At 71.6% G+C, this 23,212-nt stretch carries 17 protein-coding genes; 6 read left to right on the top strand and 11 right to left on the bottom strand.

Going from position 1 to position 23,212, the window contains the following annotated elements:
• Window positions 1-127 precede the first annotated feature (127 nt).
• Together ACFLIM_RS43310 and ACFLIM_RS43305 are read right to left on the bottom strand one after the other, a co-directional pair.
• Window positions 128-547, bottom strand: a complete 420-nt coding sequence (locus ACFLIM_RS43310) for a CoA-binding protein (RefSeq protein WP_393175382.1) — start codon at window positions 545-547, stop codon at window positions 128-130.
• Between the two features lie 44 nt (window positions 548-591).
• Window positions 592-1,707, bottom strand: coding sequence for an acyltransferase family protein (locus tag ACFLIM_RS43305; RefSeq protein WP_393175380.1), 1,116 nt, complete (start codon window positions 1,705-1,707; stop codon window positions 592-594).
• A 56-nt stretch (window positions 1,708-1,763) separates the two neighbouring features.
• Here ACFLIM_RS43305 and ACFLIM_RS43300 point away from each other — a divergent pair, with 56 nt between their 5' ends.
• Complete coding sequence (locus tag ACFLIM_RS43300; RefSeq protein WP_393175378.1) at window positions 1,764-2,369, top strand: LLM class flavin-dependent oxidoreductase; 606 nt, start codon at window positions 1,764-1,766, stop codon at window positions 2,367-2,369.
• A 22-nt stretch (window positions 2,370-2,391) separates the two neighbouring features.
• Here ACFLIM_RS43300 and ACFLIM_RS43295 read toward each other — a convergent pair whose 3' ends face one another.
• From ACFLIM_RS43295 to ACFLIM_RS43275, 5 genes are all read right to left on the bottom strand, one after another.
• Window positions 2,392-3,183, bottom strand: coding sequence for an MBL fold metallo-hydrolase (locus ACFLIM_RS43295; RefSeq protein ID WP_393175376.1), 792 nt, complete (start codon window positions 3,181-3,183; stop codon window positions 2,392-2,394).
• Between the two features lie 23 nt (window positions 3,184-3,206).
• Complete coding sequence (locus tag ACFLIM_RS43290) at window positions 3,207-3,998, bottom strand: alpha/beta hydrolase (RefSeq protein ID WP_393175374.1); 792 nt, start codon at window positions 3,996-3,998, stop codon at window positions 3,207-3,209.
• An 11-nt stretch (window positions 3,999-4,009) separates the two neighbouring features.
• On the bottom strand, window positions 4,010-4,816 hold the full coding sequence (locus ACFLIM_RS43285; RefSeq protein WP_393175372.1) for an alpha/beta fold hydrolase: 807 nt from the start codon (window positions 4,814-4,816) through the stop codon (window positions 4,010-4,012).
• A 14-nt stretch (window positions 4,817-4,830) separates the two neighbouring features.
• Window positions 4,831-5,655 (bottom strand): alpha/beta fold hydrolase, encoded by an 825-nt coding sequence (locus ACFLIM_RS43280; protein WP_393175370.1) that lies wholly within the window; start codon window positions 5,653-5,655, stop codon window positions 4,831-4,833.
• A gap of 89 nt (window positions 5,656-5,744) precedes the next feature.
• Window positions 5,745-8,474: a helix-turn-helix transcriptional regulator gene (locus ACFLIM_RS43275; protein WP_393175368.1), complete on the bottom strand. Its 2,730-nt coding sequence runs from the start codon at window positions 8,472-8,474 to the stop codon at window positions 5,745-5,747.
• A 203-nt stretch (window positions 8,475-8,677) separates the two neighbouring features.
• On the opposite strand from ACFLIM_RS43275, the gene ACFLIM_RS43270 reads away from it, so the two are divergent.
• Entirely contained in the window at window positions 8,678-9,574 is an 897-nt protein-coding gene (locus ACFLIM_RS43270; RefSeq protein WP_393175366.1) for an LLM class flavin-dependent oxidoreductase, read from the top strand.
• A gap of 59 nt (window positions 9,575-9,633) precedes the next feature.
• Here the strand turns inward: ACFLIM_RS43270 and ACFLIM_RS43265 are convergent, their stop codons facing one another.
• The gene (locus ACFLIM_RS43265; RefSeq protein ID WP_393175364.1) at window positions 9,634-12,840 is read right to left on the bottom strand and encodes a GH92 family glycosyl hydrolase; all 3,207 of its coding nucleotides are present in this window, start codon (window positions 12,838-12,840) and stop codon (window positions 9,634-9,636) included.
• Between the two features lie 176 nt (window positions 12,841-13,016).
• Between ACFLIM_RS43265 and ACFLIM_RS43260 the strand changes: the two genes are divergently transcribed.
• Entirely contained in the window at window positions 13,017-14,447 is a 1,431-nt protein-coding gene (locus ACFLIM_RS43260; RefSeq protein WP_393175362.1) for an acyl-CoA carboxylase subunit beta, read from the top strand.
• Between the two features lie 13 nt (window positions 14,448-14,460).
• Here the strand turns inward: ACFLIM_RS43260 and ACFLIM_RS43255 are convergent, their stop codons facing one another.
• Together ACFLIM_RS43255 and ACFLIM_RS43250 are read right to left on the bottom strand one after the other, a co-directional pair.
• Entirely contained in the window at window positions 14,461-17,169 is a 2,709-nt protein-coding gene (locus tag ACFLIM_RS43255; RefSeq protein WP_393175360.1) for a helix-turn-helix transcriptional regulator, read from the bottom strand.
• 161 nt (window positions 17,170-17,330) lie between these two features.
• Entirely contained in the window at window positions 17,331-19,079 is a 1,749-nt protein-coding gene (locus ACFLIM_RS43250; protein ID WP_393175358.1) for a 2-isopropylmalate synthase, read from the bottom strand.
• A gap of 349 nt (window positions 19,080-19,428) precedes the next feature.
• Here ACFLIM_RS43250 and ACFLIM_RS43245 point away from each other — a divergent pair, with 349 nt between their 5' ends.
• From ACFLIM_RS43245 to ACFLIM_RS43235, 3 genes are all read left to right on the top strand, one after another.
• Window positions 19,429-20,328: a prenyltransferase gene (locus tag ACFLIM_RS43245; protein WP_393175356.1), complete on the top strand. Its 900-nt coding sequence runs from the start codon at window positions 19,429-19,431 to the stop codon at window positions 20,326-20,328.
• Between the two features lie 447 nt (window positions 20,329-20,775).
• Window positions 20,776-21,510, top strand: coding sequence for a sensor histidine kinase (locus ACFLIM_RS43240; RefSeq protein ID WP_393175354.1), 735 nt, complete (start codon window positions 20,776-20,778; stop codon window positions 21,508-21,510).
• Window positions 21,491-22,159 carry a response regulator gene (locus ACFLIM_RS43235; RefSeq protein ID WP_393175352.1) on the top strand — a complete coding sequence of 223 codons (669 nt, stop codon included), beginning with the start codon at window positions 21,491-21,493 and terminating at the stop codon, window positions 22,157-22,159. Before ACFLIM_RS43240 ends, ACFLIM_RS43235 begins: the two co-directional genes overlap by 20 nt.
• Here the strand turns inward: ACFLIM_RS43235 and ACFLIM_RS43230 are convergent.
• Window positions 22,135-23,100, bottom strand: coding sequence for an aldo/keto reductase (locus ACFLIM_RS43230; RefSeq protein WP_393175350.1), 966 nt, complete (start codon window positions 23,098-23,100; stop codon window positions 22,135-22,137). The genes ACFLIM_RS43235 and ACFLIM_RS43230 overlap by 25 nt on opposite strands.
• Window positions 23,101-23,212 lie beyond the last annotated feature (112 nt).

The following is a 23,212-nucleotide window of genomic DNA, read 5'->3' as shown; positions in this document are numbered from 1 at the left end:
GCGATCTCACGTCAGTCAGCCTCCAGACGAAGAGGAAGATCGCCAAGAGTCTGACCGCCGCGTGTTTCGTCACGATATTACGCTGTTTATACCGTGTTACGGCGGCGCTCGACGCGCGTTACGCTGCCTAAGCACTCCCGCGCAACGCCCACTCGACTCCCGGGCACCGATCCATGACCACATGGAGACCGGCGTCGAGAGCCCGTTGAGCGGCGGCCTCGTCGATCACGTCGAGCGGGAGCCAGACCGCCCCGGCGCCCACCGCGATCGCCTCGTCGATGACCTGTCCCGCGTGCTCGGAACGCCGGTAGACGCCGACGACGTCCACCGTGACCGGCACCTCGGCCAGCGACGAGTACCCGGTCTCACCCAGCACGGTCTCGGCGGCAGGATGAACGGGGATGACCCGCCTGCCTCTCGCCTGGAGCAGTTGTGCCTGGTCGTAGGCCGTGCGCTCCGGGTTGTCGCTCAGGCCCACGAACGCCCAGGTCTGTGCCTGGTGCAGCAAGCGCTTGATGACGTCGTCATCGGCGAAACGATTCTCCATGCTGCGGGCAACATGGCCGGCACCTCGAAACTTCCCTGAACGCCTCACTTCTTGAACTGGATCAGGCGTTTGCCGAGGCGCTGGGCCGGGGCCTCGATCAGGTGGTAGGTCAGGAAGCTGAGCGGGATCAGGGTGAGGAAGTACAGCGGCAGGCTCGGGATGACGTACAGCAGGATCGGGTGCAGCAGGTAGAGGGAGAAGCTGATCACGCCGAGCTGCGACAGCCAGCGCGAGAACGCCCGCCGGCGCAGCGCGAACGCCAGCGCGAAGACGCCGAACGCCAGCACGATCGCCGGTGCCCAGCCGGGATCGTCCTTGGCGGGGATGCCGCATCCCAGCACCGCCGCCACCGCGACCGCGGCCGTGCGCCAGGAGATCGTTCCCTGTTCGGCGCGGTACACCGCCGTTCCCGCGAACATCGCCGCCAGAATGATCAAACCCTGCCAGGTGCCGCCCCGGCTGCCCAGGATCACCAGTGCGAGCCCGAGCAGACCGCCCGCGACTGCGGCCGCCGTACGCGTCCTGCCGTGGCCCAGCACCGTCACCGCGATGGCCGCGACGACCGCGAGGCCGAGCAACGCGGCGGGCAGGTCGGCCCGGCCGCTGATCGTCGCCCGTGGTAGCAGCAGGCCCAGGGGCACGCCCGCCAATGCCAGGACGACGGCGATCCCCGCCGACCTGTGTGCCTGCCGCATCGTGAACAGCGCGACGCTGATCAGGTAGAACGCCATCTCGTACGAGAGCGTCCACGTCACGCCGATGACCGGGGGCAGGTTGAGCAGTTCCTGGAGCATCGTCAGGTTGCCGAGCACGACCACGGGCAGGGGGCGCTCGCCGAGCTGCGGTTCGAGCGGGAACACGCCGAGCTGAGCGAGCAGGAGTGCCAGGCAGCAGGCGGCGAGCAGCAGCGGCAGGAGGCGGAAGGCCCGGCCGGTCCAGAAGGCGCGCAGGTCGCCGCGCCGTTCCAGGGAGGCGGGGATGATGTACCCGCTGACCAAGAAGAACACGAACACACCCCACGTGCCGAGATCGATCCGGCGGTCCACTTCCGCCCAGACGCCCGGGATGAAGGTCCAGCCGGCGTGGTGCATGGCGACGGCCAGCGCGGCCGGTCCCCGCAGGGCGTCCAGCCAGGCCACTCGGTGGGGGGCCGCGAACATCTGCCGGATTCTAGGGCACTTCGCGCGACCTCGGTGGGCGCCTGGTCGCCAAGTAATTGACACGTCAATCGCATTGCCCGGTCACCTGGCAGGGCAAGAGGCGCCCGCCGCTCGTCGAGCAGGATGTCGTACCGCATGTCGAGGGCGGGGCGTTCCCGGCGTGGATCGGCGTCGGCGGCAGCCCCCAGTCGGTCATCCGCGCAGCGCGCTACGGATACTCGCTCATGCTCGCGATCATCGGCGGGTCCCCGGCGCGCTTCGCACCTTTCGCCCAGCTCTTCCACCGCGCCCTGGCAGAGTTCGGCCGCCCCGCCCTGCCGGTCGGCGTGCACTCGCCCGGGCACGTCGCCGCCACCGACGAGCAGGCCCTTGAGGAGTTCTGGCCCCACTACCTGGATGTGATCACCGGCGTCAGCAAGACGCGCGGCTTCGCCATCCCGACCAAGCAGTCCTTCCGCTACGAGGTCGGACCGCACGGCGCGCTCTACGTCGGGTCGCCAGAAAGCGTCGCGCAGAAGATCGCGGCGAATCTCAAGCTGCTCGGCGCTAACCGCTTCGACCTGAAATACGGCATGGGCGGCCTCTCCCACGAAAAGCTCATGACCAACATCGAGCTCTACGCCACGAAGGTCATCCCCCGCGTCCGCGAACTCCTGGCGTGAGCGGCGTGGTAGGCCGGGTGCGTCAGACGGTCGTCTCGTGGCCGGTGCCCGGGTCCAGCCAGGTGAGGGATTTCCGGAGAGACGAGGGGGCGGAGGCCAGCGCGTTCTGGATGCCTGCGCGGCCCTCCTGGAAGTGTTGCCAGCCCTCGTAGTGGACGGGGAGCACCGTGGTGGGGGTGAGTCCCTCACACAGTCGGATGGCGTCGGCCGCGGTCATCGTGTAGCGGACGGGTCCGGTGAGGGGGAAGCGGACGCCGCCCAGGTGCAGCAGGATCGTGCCGGGGTTCAGGTCGGCGGCGGTCTCGCGCAGGGCGCGGTGGAGCACGGTGTCGCCGGTGATCCACAGGGGGCCGTGGTCCTGGCCGGGCCAGGTGAGGGCGAAGCCGACGACGTCGCCGACGATCGGGCGGCTCAGGGGCGGGCCGTGGCGGCAGGGGGTGGCCGCGATGTCGATGGGCGGGCGGCCGGGGGCCTCCAGCCGGGTGGTCTGTCCCGCTGCGAGACCGCGGGCCGAGTCGCCGATGCGGCGCGCTCCCGAGACGGTGGTCACGACGGTGCCCGCGGTGGCGAGCAGGGCCCGGCCGGAGTCGTCGAGGTTGTCGCCGTGGTGGTCGTGGCTGAGCAGGACGGCGTCCAGGGGCGGCAGATCGTCGGGGGACAGGGCCGGGCCGGTGAGTTTGCGGGAGGAGGTCCCCCAGCCGAAAGCGTACTTCCGGCCGGGGGCGTCGAAAGTCGGGTCCGTCAGCAGCCGCCAACCGGCGAACTCGATGAGGACGGTGGGGCCGCCGATGTGGGTGAACCTGACTTCCGACATGGGAGGGTCTCCTCTGAGAGGGCTCAGCTGTGGTCGAGGGCCCAGGCCAGGGCCTTGTCGGCCACCTCTTCCCAGCCCTGCTGGGCGGGCATGAGGTGGGACCGGCCGGGGAACTCGATCACTTCGGTGATGGTGTTCGACTTGTAGTGCTTGGCGTTGGAGTGCTGGATCTTGGGCGGCATCAGGTGGTCGTTCTCGCCCGCGACGAACAGCAGGGGCGGCCGGTTGTCGTTGTGGTAGTCGACGTGGTTGTCGTCCGGTCCGGGGTGGATGTTGGCCAGCGCGCTGCCCCAGAACACGTGCCCGGAGGCGGGGACGTGATAGCGCTCGTACGTGGCGCGGGCCTGGTCCTCGGGGAAGGTGTTGGTGAAGGCGTAGCGCCACTGGTCGTAGGTGAACCCGACGGCCTTGTGCCGGTTGGCGGGGTTCTTGAGCACCGGGAACGTGGCCTTCAGCTGCGACAGCGGGATCACCGCCACCCCTTCGGTGGGCGCGGAGTTGATCGCCACGCCGGCCGTGCCGTAGCCGTGGTCGAGCAGGATCTGGGTGAAGACACCGCCCGCGGAGTGCCCCATGATGATGGGCGGGTTGTCGAGGCCGCCGATGAGCTTCTCCAGCGACTCGATGATCGCGGGCACGGTGAGCTGCTCGATCGGGGCAGGATCGGCGTTGAGCGCCTCGACCTCCACCTCGAAGCCGGGGTAGGCGGGGGTCAGGACCTTGAACCCCTTGGCCTCGTAGTGCGCCTTCCACCCCTCCCAGCTGCGCGGTGTGACCCAGAAGCCGTGGATGAGGACGATCGTGTCGGGTTTCATCGGGTTCTCCTTCAGCGGGTGGCCGCGTAGGCCGACAGGATGACCGCGGTGGCCGCGGCGGGGTGGGAGATCATGACGACGTGCGAGGACTTGATCTCCTTGACCTTGCTGTCGGCGCGCTTGGCCATGAAGCGCTGCGCGGCCGGCGGGATGACCTTGTCTTCGGTCGGGATCAGGTACCAGGACGGGATGGTCTTCCAGGCCGGTACGCCGCTGCCGCCACTGAGTCCGCCGACGCTGCCGGGCCGCTGGGTGGCGGCCATGAGCCGGGTCTTGGCGGCGGGCAGGTCCGCGGCGAACACCTCACGGAAACGTTCGGCGGTGATGTAGCCGTCGACCCCTTGGCTGCCGTCGGGCAGGGACCAGGGGCGGGGCAGCAGCGCCTCGCCCAGCAGGCTGCCGGGGAACTGCGAGGCCAGCTGCAGGGCGCTCTCACCCTCGTCGGGCGCGAACGCCCCCAGGTAGACCAGGGCCTTGACGTTGGCGTGGCCGCGGGCGGCATTGGTGATGACGATGCCGCCGTAGGAGTGGGCGGCCAGGATGATCGGGCCGGGGATGGTGTCCAGGATGCTGGAGACGTACGCGGCGTCACCGGCGGAGTCGCGCAGCGGGTTGGCCGGGGCGATCACTGGGAAGCCCGCCGCCTGTAACAACGCGATCGTGTCGTTCCAGCCGGAGGCGTCGGCGAACGCGCCGTGCACCAGGACGACGGTGGGCTTGGGGCCGCCCCGCGCCTGCGTGTCCGCCTGGGCGGAGACGGCTCCGGTGCCGATGAGGAGGGCGAGTGTCACAACGATCAGCAGCTGTCTGACGCGCATCGGGGAGAGCCCTTTCACGAGTTGAGGAATTCCAGCAGGTCGGCGCTCAGCTGCTGCTTGTGGGTGTCGGTGATCCCGTGCGGGGCGCCGGGATAGACCTTGAGCGTCGCGTTCTTGATCCGGGCCGCCGACGCCTCGCCGCCGACCTCGAACGGGACGACCTGGTCGTCGTCGCCGTGGATGACCAGAGTGGGTACGTCGAAGGCGTCGAGGTCGCGCCGGAAGTCGGTGGCCGAGAACGCGGCAATGCACTCATAGGCGTTGCGGTGACCGGCCTGCAGGCCCTGGGCCCAGAACGCGTCGCGAAGCCCCTGGGAGGGATCGGCGCCGGGACGGTTGCCGCCGAAGAACGGCCCGTCGGCGAGGTCACGGTAGAGCTGGGAGCGGTCGGCCAGGGATCCGGCGCGGATCGCGTCGAACACCTCGATCGGCAGCCCGCCGGGGTTGTCGGCGGTCTGGAGCATGAACGGCGGTACGGCCGAGACGAGCACGATCTGGGCGACCCGTCCGGTGCCGTGCCGGCCGACGTAGCGAGCCACCTCCCCGCCGCCGGTGGAGAATCCGACCAGCGTCGCCTCGCGCAGGTCGAGCTCCTCGATGAGGGCGGCGAGGTCGTCGGCGTAGGTGTTCATCTCGTTGCCGTGCCACGTCTGCGTCGAACGGCCGTGGCCACGCCGGTCGTGGGCGATGACGCGGTAGCCGTTGGCGGCCAGGAAGAGCATCTGCGCCTCCCAGCTGTCGGCGTTCAGCGGCCAGCCGTGGCTCAGGACGACGGGCCTGCCCTCACCCCAGTCCTTGAAGTAGATCTGTGCTCCGTCGGAGACGGTGACGAAACCCATTCAACGCTCCTATCTGGGTGGATACCTGCCGATCGTCCGTTGAGTCGGGCGATATCCGAACCACGTGGAGCGCGTAGTCGTGACCGCGTTCACCCGGGGAGTGCCTGGGCGAGCTGACGCCGGGAAGAGACGCCGAGCTTGCGGAAGATCTTGCGCAGGTGGTAGTCGACGGTGCTGGCGCTGATGAACAGCCGGGAGGCGATCTCGGCATTGGTGGCGCCGCCCTTGGCGAGCTTGGCGATCGCGAACTCCTGCGGGGTCAGGACGTTCGCGGTCTCGGGAGCCCTGCTGCCGGGGGTTTCACCGGTGGCCAGCAGCTCCTGCCGGGCCCGCTCGGCGAACCCCGTGGCCCGCATCTCCTCGAACATCCCCATGGCGGTGCGCAACTGCTCGCGGGCGTCCCTGCGTCGTTTCTGCCGGCGCAGCCACTCGCCGTACAGCAGGTGGGCGCGGGCGAGATCGGCCCGCGCCCGCGTGGGGGTCAGCATGTCGATCGCGGCACGATAGAACGGCTCGGCGTGCTCGCCGTGGGCCAGGACCGCCTCCGAACGCGCCAGCAAACCCAGCGCCCGCGGGGCTCCACTGACCCGTGCCCGTTCCCTCAGTGTCCGCAGGGCGGTGCCGGCCAGCAGTCGGTCTCCCGCGCGTACGGCGGCCTCGACCAGGTCGGGCAGCACGCGCGAGTGCACGCCGAGCGTGTCGCCAGCCACCAGGTGGTGGGCGGTCGCGCACGCCTCGGCGTAGTCGCCCCTGCCCAGCGCCAGGATGACCAGGCCGATGCGGGCGATCGACTCCACCGCGCCGTTGCCGAGCGTCCTGGACGACTCCATCGTCCCGCGCAGCGTCCGGCCGAGCTTCTCGTCGCCGTCGTGCCAGGCCAGCAGCTCCGGATGCCGGTAGATCTCCCACACGTCGGAGGTGGCGCCGATCGCCGAGCGGATCTGGTGTCCCTCGATCAGCAGCGCGTCGGCGGCGGCCAGGTCCCCCAGGATGGTCTCGTGCATCGACGCGCAGTACAGGGCCGTATCCAGCCGCCACAGGGCGCCGGTCGCGCGGGCGATGTCGGCGGCGCGGCGGATGAGGGCGGCGTGCGCGTCGTCGTCCCAGGTCATCATGCTGAACGTGACGCCCAGCACGTACCTGTGCACCACCACCTCATCCGGGGTGTCCGGGTGCAGCAGCGCCTCGACCGCCCGCCGCAGATGAGGCACGGCGGGTACGTACCCGTCGCGGGCGAGCACGGCGAAGCCGTGCAGCAGCAGGTCCAGCGGAGCCGCCGAGCCAGAAAGCGCAGAGGCGGCGCCGGCCAGCTCGGTGAGCGAGAGGTCGCGCACGAGGTGCTCGGCGGTCACCACCCTCGCCGCGGACTCCAGCAGCGCCTCGCGGGCCAGCTCGGGAGCATGCTGCCCGAACGCCGTCGCGGCGGCCAGGCACAGCGCCGGCGCCACGGCGAAGGAGCCCGGGCTGCCCAAGGCGATCTGCGCGTCCACGCGGACCAGCAGCGCTCTGCCCCTGCCGACCTCGTCGATCGCCTCGGTGTCGATCGCGTCCAGCAGCGTCTGCGCCTGCAGCGGCGCGCCGGCGGTCAGGGCCGCCTCGGCGGCCGCGAGCATCCGGCCGGCCCGGACCGCACCCTCCGCCGTCAGCTCCGCGGCCCTGACCAGGAAGGCGGAGCGAGCCGCGTAGCCGCCGCGCCCACCGGCTCGATCGGCCGAGCGCTCGAGCTCGGCGGCGACCTCCTCGTCGGGGCCGAGGGCGGCGGCGGCCAGGTGCCAGGCCCGCCGGTCGGCGTCGGCCGGTCGGGTGGTGGCGGCGGCCAGCGCGTCGTGGACGCGCCGTCGCTGCACACTGGTGGCGCCGCCGTAGATCGCCGAGCGCACCAGCGGATGCCGGAAGCCGGCGGTGGCCCGCACGGTCAGCAGGCGCCGCGCTTCGGCCGGGCCGCTGGCCCCGGCCCCGATCCCCAGCAGCGCGGCCGCTGCCGTGATGTGGCCGAGGTCCCCACCGGGCTCGGCCGCGGCCAGCAACAGCCAGGTCTGGGTGGCCTGCGGGAGCTCGCGCACCTGCCGCAGGTAGTGCTGTTCGAGCCGGCCGCCCACCGGTAGCGGGTCGGGCAGCGAGATCCCGCCCAGGAACTGCTCGCTGGACAACTCCCGCGCCAGGTCGATCAGGGCGAGCGGGTTGCCGTCCGTCGCGGAGACGACGCGCGCCGCGACGCGGGCGTCCAGCCGTCCCGTCACGACCGACTCCAGCAATTCCAGCGCGTACGGCTCCTCCAGACCGGTGACCTCGGTGACCGCCAGGCCTTCCAGCCCGGCGAAACCACTGCGGACGGCGAACACCAGGCCGACCCGCTCGGCGTGCACCCGGCGGCCGATGAAGGTCAGCACGCCCAGCGACTCGCCGTCCAGCCACTGGGCGTCGTCCACGCAGCACAACACCGGCTCCCGCCCGGCCACCTCGGCCAGCAGGTTCAGCGCGGCCAGCCCGACCAGGAACCGGTCGGCAGGCGGCCCGTCCGCGAGCCCGCACGCGACCAGCAGCGCCTGGTGCTGCGCGGCGGGAAGCCTGCCCGGCGCCTTCAGGAACGGGATGAGCAGCCGGTGCAGCGCGGCGAACGGGAAACCCGCCTCCGACTCGACCCCGGACACCCGGATGACCCGCACTGCCTGGGCCTCGGCGGCGACGTGATCGAGCAGGGCGCTCTTGCCGATCCCGGCGTCCCCCCGAAACACGATCACCCCGCTCAGGCCCTCGCGTAACGCCATGAGCAGGCGGTCCAGCGCCGCGCGTTCCCCGACCCGTCCCTTGAGAAGCATGTACGCGCCCTTCAGGCAGGTTCAGGGCAGCGTCGGCGACAGCCCCCCGTGACGTCGATTATCGAACCGCCGCTTTCACCGCGTCCAGCGCACAAAGGCGGGCGAAAACCTCCACCACCGCCTTCGGCCTGCTCGCCTGGGCTCTCACCCGGTAGGAGACAGGGTTTCGGTAACACCGGCGGAGGATCCGTACCGGGTTCGATTTGCCGACCTCTGGCCTGGCCAAGCAGCATGGCGGGATGCACTTCTCGATCAACATTCCGAACTTCGGAGATTTCGCCGACCCCAGGACCGTCGCCTCGGTGGCCGTGGCGGCGGAGCAGGCGGGCTGGGACGCGCTGTTCGTCTGGGATCACCTCGTCCACGCCAAACGCCGGCGCCGGGTCTTCGGCGACCCCTGGATGCTGCTCACCGCGGCGGCGCTGGCCACCACCCGGATCAAGCTCGGCACCCTGGTCACCCCGGTCGCCCGGCGGCGGCCGCAACAGCTCGCCCGCCAGGTCGCCACGCTCGACGTGCTCAGCGGTGGGCGGGTGATCTTCGGCGCTGGGTTGGGCGGGCCGATCGAGGACGAGTACGGCAGTTTCGGCGAGCCGACGGATCCGGTCGTGCTGGCCGAGCGGCTCGACGAGGGGCTGGACCTGCTCGACCGCTACTGGACCGGCGAGCCGGTGACCCATCATGGACGGCACTACCAGGTCGAGGACGTGACCTTGCTGCCCGCGTCCGTGCAACGCCCCCGCCCGCCGGTCTGGATCGCCGGGTTCTGGCCGAACCGGCGGCCGATGCGCCGTGCCGCCCGCTGGGACGGCGCCGTCCCGCTGTTCGGGCCGGGCTCGCACGGCTACAACCCGCCCGCCGACCAGGTACGCGAGCTGGTCTCGTACGTTGACCAGCACCGCCAGGAGGGACCCTTCGAGATCGTCGTCGGCGGTGTCAGCCCCACCGGCCCTGCTCAGGCGCGCGACCTGCTCGGCCCGCTGATGGAGGCCGGGGCCACCTGGTGGGACGAGCGGCAGCCGATCGACGGCGACGAGCTGGACCAGGTCGCGCCGGTGTTGCGCCGCATCGAACAGGGCCCGCCCACGTTCTCCGCCTGAGTCATGGGCGGGCCGCTCCCCGGACCAGGTGATCCGGGGAGCGGCCGCGGGTGGGGGATCTAGGCGAATGCCCAGGTGAAGATGTGGAGCTGGCCCTCGTCCGCGGGGGAGAAGGTCAGGCTCTTCACCTTCTTGGCGGGGTCCAGGGCGATGGGCTGGGAGGCGTACACGTTGGTGTTGACGGGGTGGAGCTCCCACGAGCCCCAGTACAGGCGGTAGGGGGTGGTGGCCACGATCTCGTTGCCGAACTGCGGGGTGTCCTGGCCGAAGTCCAGGATCCAGTCGCTGAAGCCCAGCTTGGCCGTGGTCTGCGTGCCGTCCGTGTAGGTGACGGTCACCGTGGACTGGGGGTTGCCCTGGGTGCCCGCGCCGAGGAAGGAGAGCTTGGTGGCCCCGGCCGGGGCCGCCGCCTCAAGGGGCTGGGTGCCTGGGCGGAGGTTGTCCCATTCGCCCTTCTTCCTGTTCGGCCAGGTGAAGCGGAAGTCCTTCCAGGTCACCGGCTCGCCCGGCCGCAGGCCGGCGTCCGCCAGCGCCTGGGCCGAGTAGCTGAAGCCGGGGCCGTCGAGGTTGGCCTCGCCGGGCGAGGTGGCGTCGCCGATGCCCGCGTTGTTGTGGTGCCATTCCGGGCTGCCGCGCTGGGCGACGTTCAGGCGGACGCCGGCCGTGGTGTTCCCGACCGTGATCGGGACGGTCTGGAAGCCGCGGGCGAGGGAGGCGGACACCGAGACGGTGAGCGTCACCCGGGCCACGCCCGAGGCGGGGACGGTGAGCGTGCCGCCGGACGGCGACACCGTCACGCCCGGCGGGGGCTTGGCCTGCCAGGTGACGGTGGCCGCCTGGCCCAGGGACCGGACCGCGAGCTGCGTCTTGAAGGCGCCGCCGGGCTCGACCGGACCGCTGCCGGGGGCCAGGCCCGCCAGGTACGGCTTCGAGCCCTGGCCGAAGGAGGGCGGGAAGTCGCGCGGAGCGGCGCCGAACGCCTTGTTCGGAGTCGAGCCGAGGGTGAAGTCGAGCTGCCCGCCCGCGGTCGCGAACGATTCCGGCAACCACGCCTTGCTGGTCGCCGCGCCGTTCACCTTGAGCGTCTGGATGAAGCGGTTGGCGGCGCCGGGGGCGTTGACCACGATGTCGCCCGCCGGGCGGTCGATCGTGACGCGGTCGAACAGCGGCGTGGTCACGAACAGCTCGGCGCGGCCCGGGATCGCCGGGAACAGGCCCATCGCCGACCAGACGTACCAGGAGCCCATGGCGCCCAGGTCGTCGTTGCCGACCAGGCCGTCCGGGCCGGGCTTGAACAGCTCCTGCTGCACCCGCCGTACCAGGTCCTGGGTCTTGTACGGCTGGCCCACCCAGGCGTACAGCCAGGGCTGGGGCAGCGCGGGTTCGTTGCCCATGTAGGCGTAGGGGTCGGCCGGTCCGGCGTTGAGCTTGGTGAAGTACTGGTCCAGGCGGGCGGTCACCTTGGCGTCGCCGCCCATCGCGGTGAACAGGCCCTGCGGGTTGTGCGGCACCATCCAGTGGTATTGGGCGCCGTTGCCCTCCATGTAGACGTCGGGGGCGGCCGGGTCGAAGGGGGCCTTGAACGAGCCGTCGCCCATGCGGGGCTGGATCCAGTCCTCGGCCGGGTTGTAGAGGCTCTGCCAGGCCTGGGCCCGCTTCATGAACTCGGTGGCCGTCGTCTGGTCGCCGAGCCGCGAGGCGAGCTGGGCGATGCCGAAGTCGGCCACGCCGTACTCCAGGGTGGTGGAAGGGTCGTAGGGGACGTAGCCCTTGCTCATGAAGGCGGCGTTGCCCGGGCGTTCGTCGTAGCCGAGGATCGGGTGGCCGATGTCCATGGGGCCGACGCGGCGGGCCGCCGCCGCCATGGCCTTCAGCGCGGATGCGTAGTCGAAGCCGCGGGCGCCGAAGGCGTACATGGTGGACAGGATCACGTGGTACGGGTCGCCCACCATGACGCCGGTGACCGCGTTCTGGTGTGACCAGCGGTCCCAGACGTTGCCGATGGCCTGCGCGTTGTCGTACATCGACTGGGCGATATCGCCCGCGACGTCCGGCGCGAGCAGGGCCAGGAGCTGCACCTCGCTGCGGTAGATGTCCCAGCCGGAGAAGGTCGCGTACTGGTGGTGGCCGGGGCGGACGGTGTGCGGCTTGCCGTCCATGCCGGTGTAGGTGCCGTCGACGTCCTCGAAGACGTACGGCTGGAGCAGCGAGTGGTAGAGGCTGCTGTAGAACGTGCGCCGCTGGTCCTCGGTGCCGCCGCCGACGTCCACCAGCCCGAGGCGCTTGTTCCAGACGGCGTCGGCCTCCTGCCGCACCTGGTCGAGGCCCTTGCCGGCGATCTCGGCCGCCAGGTTCTCCTTGGCGCCCTCGATGCTCACGTACGACAGCCCGACGCGCATCTGCACCGGGCGGGCGGGGTCGAACTCCAGGTACGCCCCCGAGCCCGGCCCGTTGACGGTGACGTCCTCCGAGGTGACCAGGTCGCCCCTGACCTTGGCGGCCCCGGCGTTGGCCACCGTCTGGGCCCCCGGCAGCACGGCGTCGTCCTTCCAGGTGCCGAAACCGGTGACCGGCTGGTCGAAGGTGGCGTGGAAGTAGACCTTGTAGCGCATCGGAGGGCCGCAGAAGCCGCCGGTCTGGACCCAGCCCTGGACCGTGTTCCCGCTGATCCGGGTCTCGCCGTCGTCCACGCCGTTGACGGAGCCGCTGGTGTTCAGCAGCACCGTGCCGGGCTTGCCCGGCGGGAAGGTGAAGCGGCCGACGCCCGCCCGCATGCTCGCGGACAGCTCCGTCTTGATCCCGGTGTCCAGGGTGCTGCTGTAGAAGCCGGGGGAGGCCTGCTCGTTCTCGTGTTTGAAGGTCTGGACGTAGTCCTCGCCGTGGGTGGCGGGGGAGCGGCCGATCTTGCCGGAGACCGGCAGCACCGGGAAATCCTGGGCGCCCGTGCAGCCGGGCCCCGAGATGTGCGTCATGGAGAACCCGCGCAACCGGTTGTCCTCGTACCGGTAGCCGCCTCCGGCGTCGGCCACGGTGTCGGGGCTCCACTGCATCATCCCGAACGGCAACACGGCGCCGGGGAAGGTCATGCCCCCGCCTCCGCCGTGGCCGAAGTCGGTGGCCGCCTCCTTGGTCCCGTGGAAGACGTTGACCAGGGCGGCCGGGCTCCGCACTATGGCGCCGTCCGGGGAGGCGGGCGCCACGGCGCCGGACGGGAACGCTGCCGTCGCGACGAGGGCGGCGACGATCGGTAAGGACCAATGAGACACGACAGTCCTCCAGAAAGTGAGATCGCCGTATCAAAACCCGGACCGCTGAAGGGGGTCAACGAGGAGAAACGACGGCCAGAAGCTGCCACCCCGGACCCGGTGAGTAGGGGTTGGCGGGCGTGCGGGACCTTGCCACATTCGCAAATACCTGTGTCGAGGCGTGAGGAAGAGCAGCGATGACTGTCGTGTCCACGATTCCCGTCGAGAGCCCAGCAGAGCCCGCCGCCGATCCCCTGGCCCCGTCCTCCCGGCTCGCCCGGCTGCTCGACCCGGGCTCGGCCGTCCCGCTGCACGGTGACGACGACAGCGGGGTGCTGACCGTGCACGGGCTGATCGACGGTGCGCCGGTCGTCGCCTTCTGCACGGACGCCCGCCGGATGGGCGGCGCGCTGGGCGCGGCCGGGGCCCTGCACATCGTGGACGGCATCGAGGTCGCCGTGCGCCAGGGCTGCCCGGTGGTCGGCCTGTGGCACTCGGGAGGCGCCAGGCTCGCCGACGGCGTGGAGTCCATGGACGGCGTCGGCCGCATGTTCGCGGCCATGACGTGGGCCTCCGGCGTGGTGCCACAGCTCTCGGTCATCCTCGGGCCCGCGGCGGGTGCGGCGGCGTACGGGCCCGCGCTCACCGACGTCGTCATCATGGCCCGCACCGGGCGCGTCTTCGTGACCGGGCCCGACATCGTGCGCAGCGTCACCGGCGAGACCATCGACATGGCCGGGCTCGGCGGGCCCGAGGCGCACGGCCGCAAGTCGGGCGTGGCCCACATCGTGGCCGCCGACGAGGAGGACGGCCTGCGCCGCGCCCGCCGCCTCGTCGGGATCTTCACCCACCGCGGCACGTTCGACCTGGCCGCGCTCGGCGAGCCCAGGGACCTGCGCGCGCTGCTGCCCGAGTCGCCGCGCCGCGCCTACGACGTGCGCCCGCTGGTGCGGGAGATCCTGGATGCCGACGGTGACTTCGAGGAGCTGCAGCCCCGCTGGGCCGCCAACGTCCTGGTCGGCCTCGGCCGGCTGGGCGGCCGGTCCGTCGGCGTGCTCGCCAACAACCCGCTGCACAAGGGCGGCTGCCTCGACTCGCTGTCGGCCGAGAAGAGCGCGCGTTTCGTCCGCATGTGCGACTCCCACGGCCTCCCGCTCGTGGTGCTGGTGGACGTGCCCGGCTACCTGCCGGGGGTGGGCCAGGAATGGGGCGGCGTCGTCCGCCGGGGCGCCAAGCTCCTGCACGCCTTCGCCGAGTCGGTCGTGCCCCGGGTCACCCTGATCACCCGCAAGGCGTACGGGGGCGCGTACATCGCGATGAACTCCCGCTCGCTCGGCGCCACCACCACGTTCGCCTGGCCGGGAGCGGAGGTCGCGGTCATGGGCGCGGAGTCGGCCGTCGGCGTCCTGCACCGGAAGGCCCTGGCGGCGGCCCCGGAGGCGGAGCGCGCGGAACTGCGCGCCCGTCTGACCGAGGAGCACCGGCGGGTCGCCGGCGGGGTCGAGCGGGCCGTGGCCATCGGCGTCGTGGACGAGGTCATCGCGCCGGAGACCTCGCGGCTGCGGATCGCGGAGGCGCTGGCCCGCGCGCCGCGCGCCCGCGGCCGCCATTCCAACATCCCGTTGTGAGAAACCATCGGGGCTATACGTGCTCGCTGACCAGCTTGGACGGCAGCTCGGCGCGGCGTGACACATTGAGCTTGCGGTAGACCCGCGTCAGGTGCTGCTCCACCGTGCTGATCGTGATGTACAGCTTGGCGGAGATGTCACGGTTGGAGTAGCCGTCGGCGGCCAGGGCGGCGACGCGCCGCTCGGCGTCGCTGAGGATCGGCTGCACGCCAGGGGCCGCGCCGTCGTGGTCGTCGCCGGGCGACAGCGCCCGGCTCAGCCCGTCGGCGTGGCACTCCTGGGCCAGGGCGCGGGCCCGCCGCGTCAGCATCCCGCCGCGGCGGTACTCCCCGATGGCGTGGTACGCCTCGATGAGGTCGAAGAGCGTCCTGGCCAGCTCGTACTTGTCGCCGCCGGCCTGGAGCAGCTCGGCCGACTGGCGCAGCAGCATGACCCGGTGGCGGCTCTCGCCGGTGGCGGCCAGCACGCGCATGGCCATGCCGTGCACCCTCTTGGAACGCCGGTGGCAGCCCGCCAGTTGCTCCTCGACGAGCACCCGCGCGGCGTCCGGCTCCCCGAGCCGGACCAGGGACTCGGCGGCGTCCACCCGCCAGGCGATGAACTCCGGCGAGTCCAGCCCCCACGCGGCCATCAGCTCGCCGCAGAGCCGCAGGTCGCGCAGGGCCTGTTCGGCCTGTCCCGCCATGAGGTTGAAGCGGGCCTTGCCGTGCAGGTAGAGCAGGCCGAAGCGGGTCTCCAGCATGGCCTCGGGCACGGGCTGGGTGACGTGCGGCAGGCACTCCTCGTGGCGGGACATGGCCGCGCCCGCCAGCAGCAGGGCGCCCAGCGGGGCGCCGACGGCCACGCCCCAGCTGCCCGGCGGGATGATCTCCAGGGCGCGCCGGGCGTCGCGCGCCGCCGCCGCCAGGTCGCCCGCGCGCAGGCCGATCTCGGCGCGGATCGCGGAGAGCCTGGCCTGCCTGCTGGGAGCGTGGCGGGAGGCGGCCTCGTCGATGAAGGCGTCGCACCACGGCGCCGCCCGGTCGGGGCGGCCGGAGTAGGTCAGGGTCAGCAGCGCGCTCTCGACCGTGTCCATGGACATCTCGTCCAGCCGGGAGCCGCGCAGGACCCGCTCGGCGGTCGCCACCGTCTCCGGCCGCGGGCCCTCCGCCAGCGCCCGGACCAGCGCGCCCGCCGACTCGATGCGGCGGCTGACGCTGAGCGAGTGCGCGGGGCTGCCGGCCTCCTCCTCGCTCGGCTCCGGCAGGTGCGGCAGGAAGGACGGCCAGGCACCGCGGAGCCAGGCGCGGGCCACGGCCAGCTCCGCCAGGCCCTCCCGGTCCAGCTCGCCCAGCTCCCGTACGTGGTCCAGGACGTCCCTGGCGTCGGCCACGTGGCCGTGCCACAACAACGCCTTGGCCAGCACCACGGCGTCGCCGCCGCCGAGGTGGCCCTTGTGCAGGGCCTCGGTCAGCTCGGCCAGGTGCCCGGCCGGGCTGCTCGGGTTGATGCGCCACTTGGCGCGTACCAGCTTGGTGGCGATCCTGGCCCGCCGCCGCTCGTCGCCGCAGCCCTGCCAGGCCAGCTTGAGGTACTCGATCGCGGGCTCCACGGCACCGTCGCGCAGCGCCTGGGCCGCCGCCTCCTCCAGGGTCGACAGGGTCCACGTGCACTCCGCGTACCCGGCGAGCAGGAGGTGCTCGGCCACCACCGTGGCGGGGGCGCCCTCGTGGTAGGTGAGCTCGGCGGCGCGGCGGTGCAGGTCCACGCGGTCGTGGGCGTCGAGCGAGGCCAGCACCGCCGACCGGGCGCTCTCGTGGCGGAAGCGGCCGCTCGCGAGCAGACCGGCCCGGTTCAGCGCCTGGAGCGCCTGGGCGGCGGCCGCCTCGCTCACGCCGAGCAGCCGGGCGACCCCGTCGGGCTCGCCGAGCACCGCCAGCCCGCGGGCGACCAGCAGCAGGTCGGGGTCGGCGCTGTGCAGGCAGGTCAGGACGGCTTCGGCGTACCGCTCGCCGGGGGCGCGCGTGGCCTGGTAGTCCTCCACGAGGGCGTCGACCAGGAGGCGGTTGCCGCCGCTCAGCTCGTGGCAGAGGGCCGCGAACCGGTCGGCGGCCTCCCGGCCCGCCCGGTCGGCCACCCGCTGGGCCACGGCCTCGGCGGACAGGTGGGTGAGCCTGACCGGGCGGCAGTGGGGCTGGCGCAGCAGGTCGGTGTGGAGCAGAGAGCGCTGGTGCGGGTCGGGCGCGCTGAAGACCAGCATGATCTTGGCGTACTTGACCCGGCGGGCCAGGTAAGCGAGGCAGAGCTGGGAGGCGCGGTCGGCGTGGTGGGCGTCGTCCACGGTGATCAGCAGGGGGCAGCGTTCCGACAGCTCCAGCAGGACCGTGCAGAGCGCGTCCACGATCTGCACGTCCACGTGGTCCAGGGTCTCGCCGGCGAGCTCGGCGCGGGCGCCCTCCTGCAGCAGGCCGAGCGTGACCGCGCGATGCTGCTCCATCATCGGCGTGTTGCGGACGAGCTGCGAGAGGACGCCGAGCGGCAGGTCACGCTCCGCGCGGGAGCCGGTCGCCGTGAGAGCCAGCGCCCCGTGCTCGAAGGCGTGCTCGGTGAGGCCGTACAGCAGGTGGCTCTTGCCGGTGGCGATGGCGCCCGTCACCACCGCGATGCGGCCCCTGCCCGCCACCGCCTGGTCCAGGAGTTCGCGCAGGAGGGCCATCCCCTGCCGCTGGTTGTGCTCGGCCATGACGGCCCTCCTTCGTGTTCAGTAGGGAAGTCTGCGGCCCGAGGGCGTGCGGAGGTCGAGCCGGGGGACGCGGGTTCGCCTCGGCCTCTCCCTCACGATCCTGATCCGTGGCATCGAGATTTCCTTTCGTGCCGGGCGGCCGCCTGCCGGCCGCTCGCTCATCAGCCCGCGGCCGCCAGACGGGGCCGCGGGACCGGCCGGCGGGACGGCCGCGCCCCGGCGGTCGGGCGGGCGCTGACCGCCGCGCGGACGGCCGAGAAGGCGCAGGCGGCGACGTCGCTGTCGATCCCCGCTCCCCAGGCCGGGCCGGCGCCGGTGCCGCACTCCGCGTAGATCACGATCTCCTCGGGCGCCCGGCCGCCGAGCACCGGCCGCTCGGGCGTCATCGCCTCGTCGTCCAGCGGGGGCGCGGTCGTGTGCACCGCGCGCACCTGGATGCCCCAGGGCCCGAGCACCGCGCCCAACTCCTGTACGGCCGCCGCCCGCGCCCCGTCGAGAGCGGAGCCGCCGTCCACGTGCAGCGTGACCGCGATCGGCTCGCTGCCCAGCGGCAGGGGCTGCGACGGGTCACCGCGGTAGAGGTACTCCTCCTGGAACAGCGTGCCGATCCGGCCCGGCGACAACTCGCCGCCCGCCGCGTCGGCCTGCGCCTGGACCCGGGCGCTCAGGTCGGCCTGGAGTCCGCGCGGCAGGTTGAGCCCGTGCCAGGCGCTCATCACGTACGCCACACCGCCCTTGCCCGACTGGCTGTTCACCCGGACCACCGCCTCGTAGGTGCGGCCCACGTCCTTGGGGTCCACCGGCAGGTACGGCATGCGCCAGGCCAGCTCGTCCACGGGCGTCCCGGTCGCGGCGGCCTGCCGTTCCCGCTCGTCGAAGCCCTTCTTGATGGCGTCCTGGTGCGAGCCGGAGAAGGCGGTGTAGACGAGGTCCCCGCCGTAGGGGTGGCGCGGGTGGACCGGGAGCCGGTTGCACAGCTCGACCGTGTGCCGGATCGCGTCGATGTCGGAGAAGTCGATGCCCGGGTCGACGCCGTGCACGTACAGGTTCATGCCCAGCGTCACCAGGCAGACGTTGCCCGCGCGCTCGCCGTTGCCGAACAGGCAGCCCTCGATGCGCTCGGCCCCGGCCAGCACGGCCAGCTCGGCCGAGGCCACCCCGGTGCCGCGGTCGTTGTGCGGATGCACCGACAGGCAGACGTGCTCGCGGCGGGACAGGTTGCGGTCCAGCCACTCGATCTGGTCGGCGAAGACGTTGGGCAGCGAACGCTCGACGGTCGTGGGGAAGTTCAGGATGATGCCCCGGCCCGCCTCCGGCTGCCAGACGTCCATGACCGCCTCGCACACCTCCAGCGAGAAGTCCAGCTCGGTCTCGTTGAACAGCTCGGGGGAGTACTGGTAGCCCAGGTCGCAGTCGCCGAGCACGCGCTCGGCGTGGTCCATCATCACCCGCGTGGCCTGGACGGCCAGATCGCGGCAGCCGGCCCGGTCGATGCCGAAGACGAGCCGGCGGAACAGCGGCGACGTGGCGTTGTAGATGTGCATCATCGCGCGGGGAGCGCCCTTGAGCGTGTCGACCGTCGCCCTGATGAGCTCCTCGCGGGCCTGGGTGAGCACGGTGATCCGGACGTCGTCCGGGATGCGGTCCTGCTCGACGAGCAGCCGCACGAAGTCGCGGTCGTCCTGGCTGGCGGCGGGGAAGCCGACCTCGATCTCCTTGTACCCCATGCGCACGAGTAACTCGAACATCATCAGCTTGCGCTCGGGGGGCATCGGGCGGGCCAGCGACTGGTTGCCGTCCCGCAGGTCGGTGGAGAGCCAGCGCGGGGCCGTGCGGATGCGCCTGCTCGGCCACGTGCGGTCGGTCAGGTCGATCGGCCGGAATTCTGCATAGCGTTCGGCGCCCTGCATCCTCGGATTTCCTTTCCTGAATGACCTGGTCGTCAGGTGGCGTGCATCGGGCTGCAGAATTCCCGCCGTCTGGCGGAAACTTTCACGAGCGCGACGCGCGGCATAAGGGGTCCGGAAAAACGGAATCCCGCCGCGGGTTCTCCGGCGAATGCGGGTCCGTCCCCGGTGGAAGTTCGGCTGGTATGGCCCGAAGCTATAGACGGCCCCGGGCCGGGACAAGACAGGGGGTCAGGAGTTCGGGCCGGATATCCAGGGTGCGCACGGCCGGGGGTATCGAAAGGTGTATCCCCCTACTTCTTTCGGATCTCACCCCTTACCGAGGTCCGGGACGCGGTTCAGACTCCGAGCCATGACGGCTGTCCCTCGCGCTGTCGCGCTGTGTGTCGTCGAAGCCCGCCCGCTGGTGCTGGCGGTCTCGCTGCTCCGCTTCCTGACCGGCGTCGCCCTGGCGCTGCCGGCGGCCGTGGGCCCCGATCCGCTGACGATCCTGCGGGGCGCGGCGGCCTGGGTGCTCTCCATTTTCGCGATCTACCTCTTCAACGGCGTCACCGACGTCACCGAGGACCGGATCAACGGCTCCGGCAGGCCGATCGCCCGGGGAGACCTGGACCCGCGGCACGCCATGGCCGTCGCCGCCGTAGGGGCCTGCCTGGCGCTGGTCGCCACCGTGGGCCTGCCCGCGCCGATGCTCTGGATCATCGCCGGCAACCTGGTCCTGGGCTACCTCTACTCGGGACCGCCGCTGCCGCTGAAGGGCAGCGCGGGCGGCACGGTGGCCGTGTTGTGCCTGTCGGGCCTGCTGTCGTACCTGGGCGGGTTCGTCGTCGCGACCGCGGGCGTGAACGTGGCCGTGCCGACCGCGCTGGTCGTGTTCGCGGCCGCGGCGATCTGCTGGATGGTGTTCGTCGGCGTGCCCGCGAAAGACCTCTCGGACATCACAGGGGACGCCGCGGCCGGCCGGCGCACGCTCGGCGTGCTGATCGGCGAACGGGTGTCACGGCGCGTGATGGTCGTGGCGGCGCTCGCGCTCCTGGTCGCGTTCGGCCTGACCGTCTCACTGCTCAGGGTGCCGCTGGTGGGCGTCTCCCTGGCGATGGCCGTCGGTGTCGCCGCCGTGACGGCGACCGGGGTGATCGTTCCGGGGTCCGGCGGGGCGGGTGACGGGCGCCGCTGCCGGCGCCGTCCGTACGGCGCGTTCATGGGAACGCAACATCTCGTTCACCTGACCGCTCTTGTGTGCCATATATGACCTTAAATGTTGCATTAGTGCTCTTGGCAGGGGATAGTTAGGAAGCGCTTGATCACACGTCCCGCGGGCGGAGGGGGGACATTGGAGGCGTTACACGGGGCGGCGGGGGATCCGGCGAGATTTGTCGAATCGTGTCGTGAGGAAATACTCGCTGAGTTCGAGCTGGCATTGCAGACCGCCGACAGCGTCGTTTTCGCAGATCAGACCGCCAGAGAGCAGGCTCTCGCCACCGCCAGGTACGTCTTGGACGACGTCGCGGCCACGCTACGCGCTGGAAAGGTACAGGTAAGTGAACTGTACAAATTTCACTCATGGGAAGTTGGAAATGCGCGGGCGGCGAGCGGTGTCCATCCGAAGACCTCTCTTGAGGCGGGCTCATATTTTTTCCGCGCCGCGCTGCGCCATCTCGCCGGCCGAATAGCCGCAGAGTCCGATTCACCGGCGGAGTTGTTCACTCTGGCCGTCAGCGGCATGGAGGAGAGCCTGTCGCGGCGCATCCGCGAGTCTGCGGAGAGTTACCACAGCTTCCTGCTCAACCAGGTCCACGAGGCGCAGGAGGAGGAGCGCCGCCGCATCGCCCGTGAGCTGCACGACCGCATCGGACACGGCATCAGCGTCGCCCACCAGCAACTGGCCCTGTCGGAGGCGTACCGGGCGGCCGACTCGGCCCGCGCCTCCACCAAGATCAGCGTGGTGCAGCAGGCCATCCAGGAGACCATGGAGAACCTGCGGCAGCTGACCTCGGAGCTGCATCCGCAGACGCCGGTCAAAAGCCTGGAGAAGTCCCTGATGGGCTTCCTTGAGGCGGTCGAGGACGACAGCGTCTCCGTCGCCCTGAACGTCAGCGGCGACGAGTCGTGGGCGGACCCGCGCGTACTGGACGAGGCGTTCCTCATCGTGCGCGAGGCCGTGCGCAACGCGCTCACGCACGGATGCCCGGCGATGGTCCTGGTGCGGGTGAACATCGCCCCCCACGAGCTGTTCGCGTCGGTGCAGGACAACGGGCGGGGCTTCGATCCGGCGGGCGTGCGGGGTCGCGGCGGGGTGGGCCTGACGTCCATGCGCGAGCGCGCCGAACTGCTCGACGGACAGGCCGTCGTCTTCAGCGAGCCGGGGCGCGGCTGTCTCGTCGAGCTCTCCATCCCGCTCAAGAGGCGCTCCCGTGGCCGCCGCGACGTCTAGCGGCGCGATCTCCGTCGTCCTGGTGGACGACCACGCGCTGTTCCGGGAGGGGCTGCGGGAGATCCTGGAGTCCGACGGCGGCATCGTCATCGTGGGCGAGGCGGGGGACTCCGAGGCGGCCGTGGCCGTGGTCGCGCGGACCCTGCCGGACGTGCTGCTGCTCGACGTCGAGATCCCCGGCGACGAGGTCACCGAGACCGTCGCCAGGATCAGGACGTCGTCGCCGGAGACCCGGATCATCATCCTGAGCATGTACGACGGACCCCAGCTGCTCACCCGGCTGCTGGCCGCGGGCATCCGCGGTTACCTGCTCAAGAGCGTGCACCGGCACGAGCTGATCGCGGCGGTGCACAGCGTCCACGAGGACGCCTCCAGGATCGTGCTCGCCGTCTCGCGCCACAGCCTGGCCCGCGTCGAGGCGCCCAGTACCGGGGTCCTGTCGGAGAAGGAACTGGAGGTGCTGCAACTGGCGGCGCAGGCGCTGAGCAACGTGCAGATCGCCCGCCGCCTGGGCCTGGCCGAGGCCACCGTGAAGCGGCACATGCGCAACATCTTCGTCAAGCTCAACGCGGTCTCGCGGATCGACGCGGTCAACAAGGCGCTGGCCGCGGCCCTGATCTCGCCTCAGAGCAGGGGCGAGGGCGACTGAGCGTAGTGGCCGGCCGGGAAGAGGCCGGCCAGCGTGTCGAGGGTCTCGGGCGGCAGCCTGACCGGCGCGGCGGCCAGATTCATCTCCAGGTGGACCAGGTCGCGGGTGCTCGGGACGGGGACGACGTGCTCGCCCTGGGAGCACAGCCAGCTCAGCGCGAGCCGTCCGGTGCCCAGGTCGAGCTGCGCGGCCACGGATTCGAGCGCCTGCAGCCGCCCGGCGCTGCTGCGCCGGTGCTCGGGACGGAACCGGGTGTCGGCGCGCCGCCAGTCGCCCGGGACGAGGCGGGCCTGCCGCCGCATCCGCCCGGTGAGGAAGCCGCGGCCGAGCGGGCGGGCGGCCACCACGGCGATGCCCAGCTCACGGGCGGTGGCCAGCAGTTCTGGCCCCGGGCACCGGCCCCACAGGGAGTACTCGACGCCGACCGCGCACACCTGGTGGACCGCGTGCGCCCGCTGGATCTGCTCCGGCGTGCCGTTGGACAGCCCCAGGTGCCGGATCTTCCCGGCCCGCACCAGCTCGGCCAGCCGGCCCATGCTCGCCTCCAGCGGCACCCGCTCGTCCTGGCAGTGCAGGTAGTACAGGTCGATGCAGTCGGTACGCAGGCGCTTGAGCGAGGCGTCACAGGACCGCTCCAAAAAGTCGGGACGCCCGTCGAACAGCACCGGGCCTTTGGGGCCGAGCACCCGCGCCCCGCCCCGCGTGCTCACCACCACCTGGTCCGCCCGCCCGGCGATCGCGTGCCCGATCAGGCTCTCCACCTGCCCGGCGGCGTAGAAGTCGGCCGTGTCGAGCAGCGTCACCCCGGCGTCGACCGCCCTGCGGACCAGCCGGTCGGCTTCGCCGGGGTCCACCCGCCCGTAGGCCCCGCTCAAGGCGAGTGAGCCGAGCCCGACGGCGGAGACGACCGGCCCAGCGGGGCCCAACCTCGTGTAACGCACGAAATCCCCTTCGCGCTGCGGTTTCCTCATCAACAGCACCAGTCAAAAGGCGAGTAAATTAACTGTCAACCCCACTCTTCGCATAAGCCCGTATGCGGGATATCACAACAAA

It is taken from the genome of Nonomuraea marmarensis, from assembly GCF_043197025.1.
Lineage (GTDB): Bacteria > Actinomycetota > Actinomycetes > Streptosporangiales > Streptosporangiaceae > Nonomuraea > Nonomuraea marmarensis.
This window is presented reverse-complemented; position numbering and strand designations above follow the sequence as displayed.

Coding starts and splice junctions, on each gene's coding strand:
- ACFLIM_RS43310 (WP_393175382.1), bottom strand. CDS start 547: ATGGAGAATCGTTTCGCCGATGACGACGTCATCAAGCGCTTGCTGCAC.
- ACFLIM_RS43305 (WP_393175380.1), bottom strand. CDS start 1,707: ATGTTCGCGGCCCCCCACCGAGTGGCCTGGCTGGACGCCCTGCGGGGA.
- ACFLIM_RS43295 (WP_393175376.1), bottom strand. CDS start 3,183: ATGTCGGAAGTCAGGTTCACCCACATCGGCGGCCCCACCGTCCTCATC.
- ACFLIM_RS43290 (WP_393175374.1), bottom strand. CDS start 3,998: ATGAAACCCGACACGATCGTCCTCATCCACGGCTTCTGGGTCACACCG.
- ACFLIM_RS43285 (WP_393175372.1), bottom strand. CDS start 4,816: ATGCGCGTCAGACAGCTGCTGATCGTTGTGACACTCGCCCTCCTCATC.
- ACFLIM_RS43280 (WP_393175370.1), bottom strand. CDS start 5,655: ATGGGTTTCGTCACCGTCTCCGACGGAGCACAGATCTACTTCAAGGAC.
- ACFLIM_RS43275 (WP_393175368.1), bottom strand. CDS start 8,474: ATGCTTCTCAAGGGACGGGTCGGGGAACGCGCGGCGCTGGACCGCCTG.
- ACFLIM_RS43260 (WP_393175362.1), top strand. CDS start 13,017: ATGACTGTCGTGTCCACGATTCCCGTCGAGAGCCCAGCAGAGCCCGCC.
- ACFLIM_RS43255 (WP_393175360.1), bottom strand. CDS start 17,169: ATGGCCGAGCACAACCAGCGGCAGGGGATGGCCCTCCTGCGCGAACTC.
- ACFLIM_RS43250 (WP_393175358.1), bottom strand. CDS start 19,079: ATGCAGGGCGCCGAACGCTATGCAGAATTCCGGCCGATCGACCTGACC.
- ACFLIM_RS43245 (WP_393175356.1), top strand. CDS start 19,429: ATGACGGCTGTCCCTCGCGCTGTCGCGCTGTGTGTCGTCGAAGCCCGC.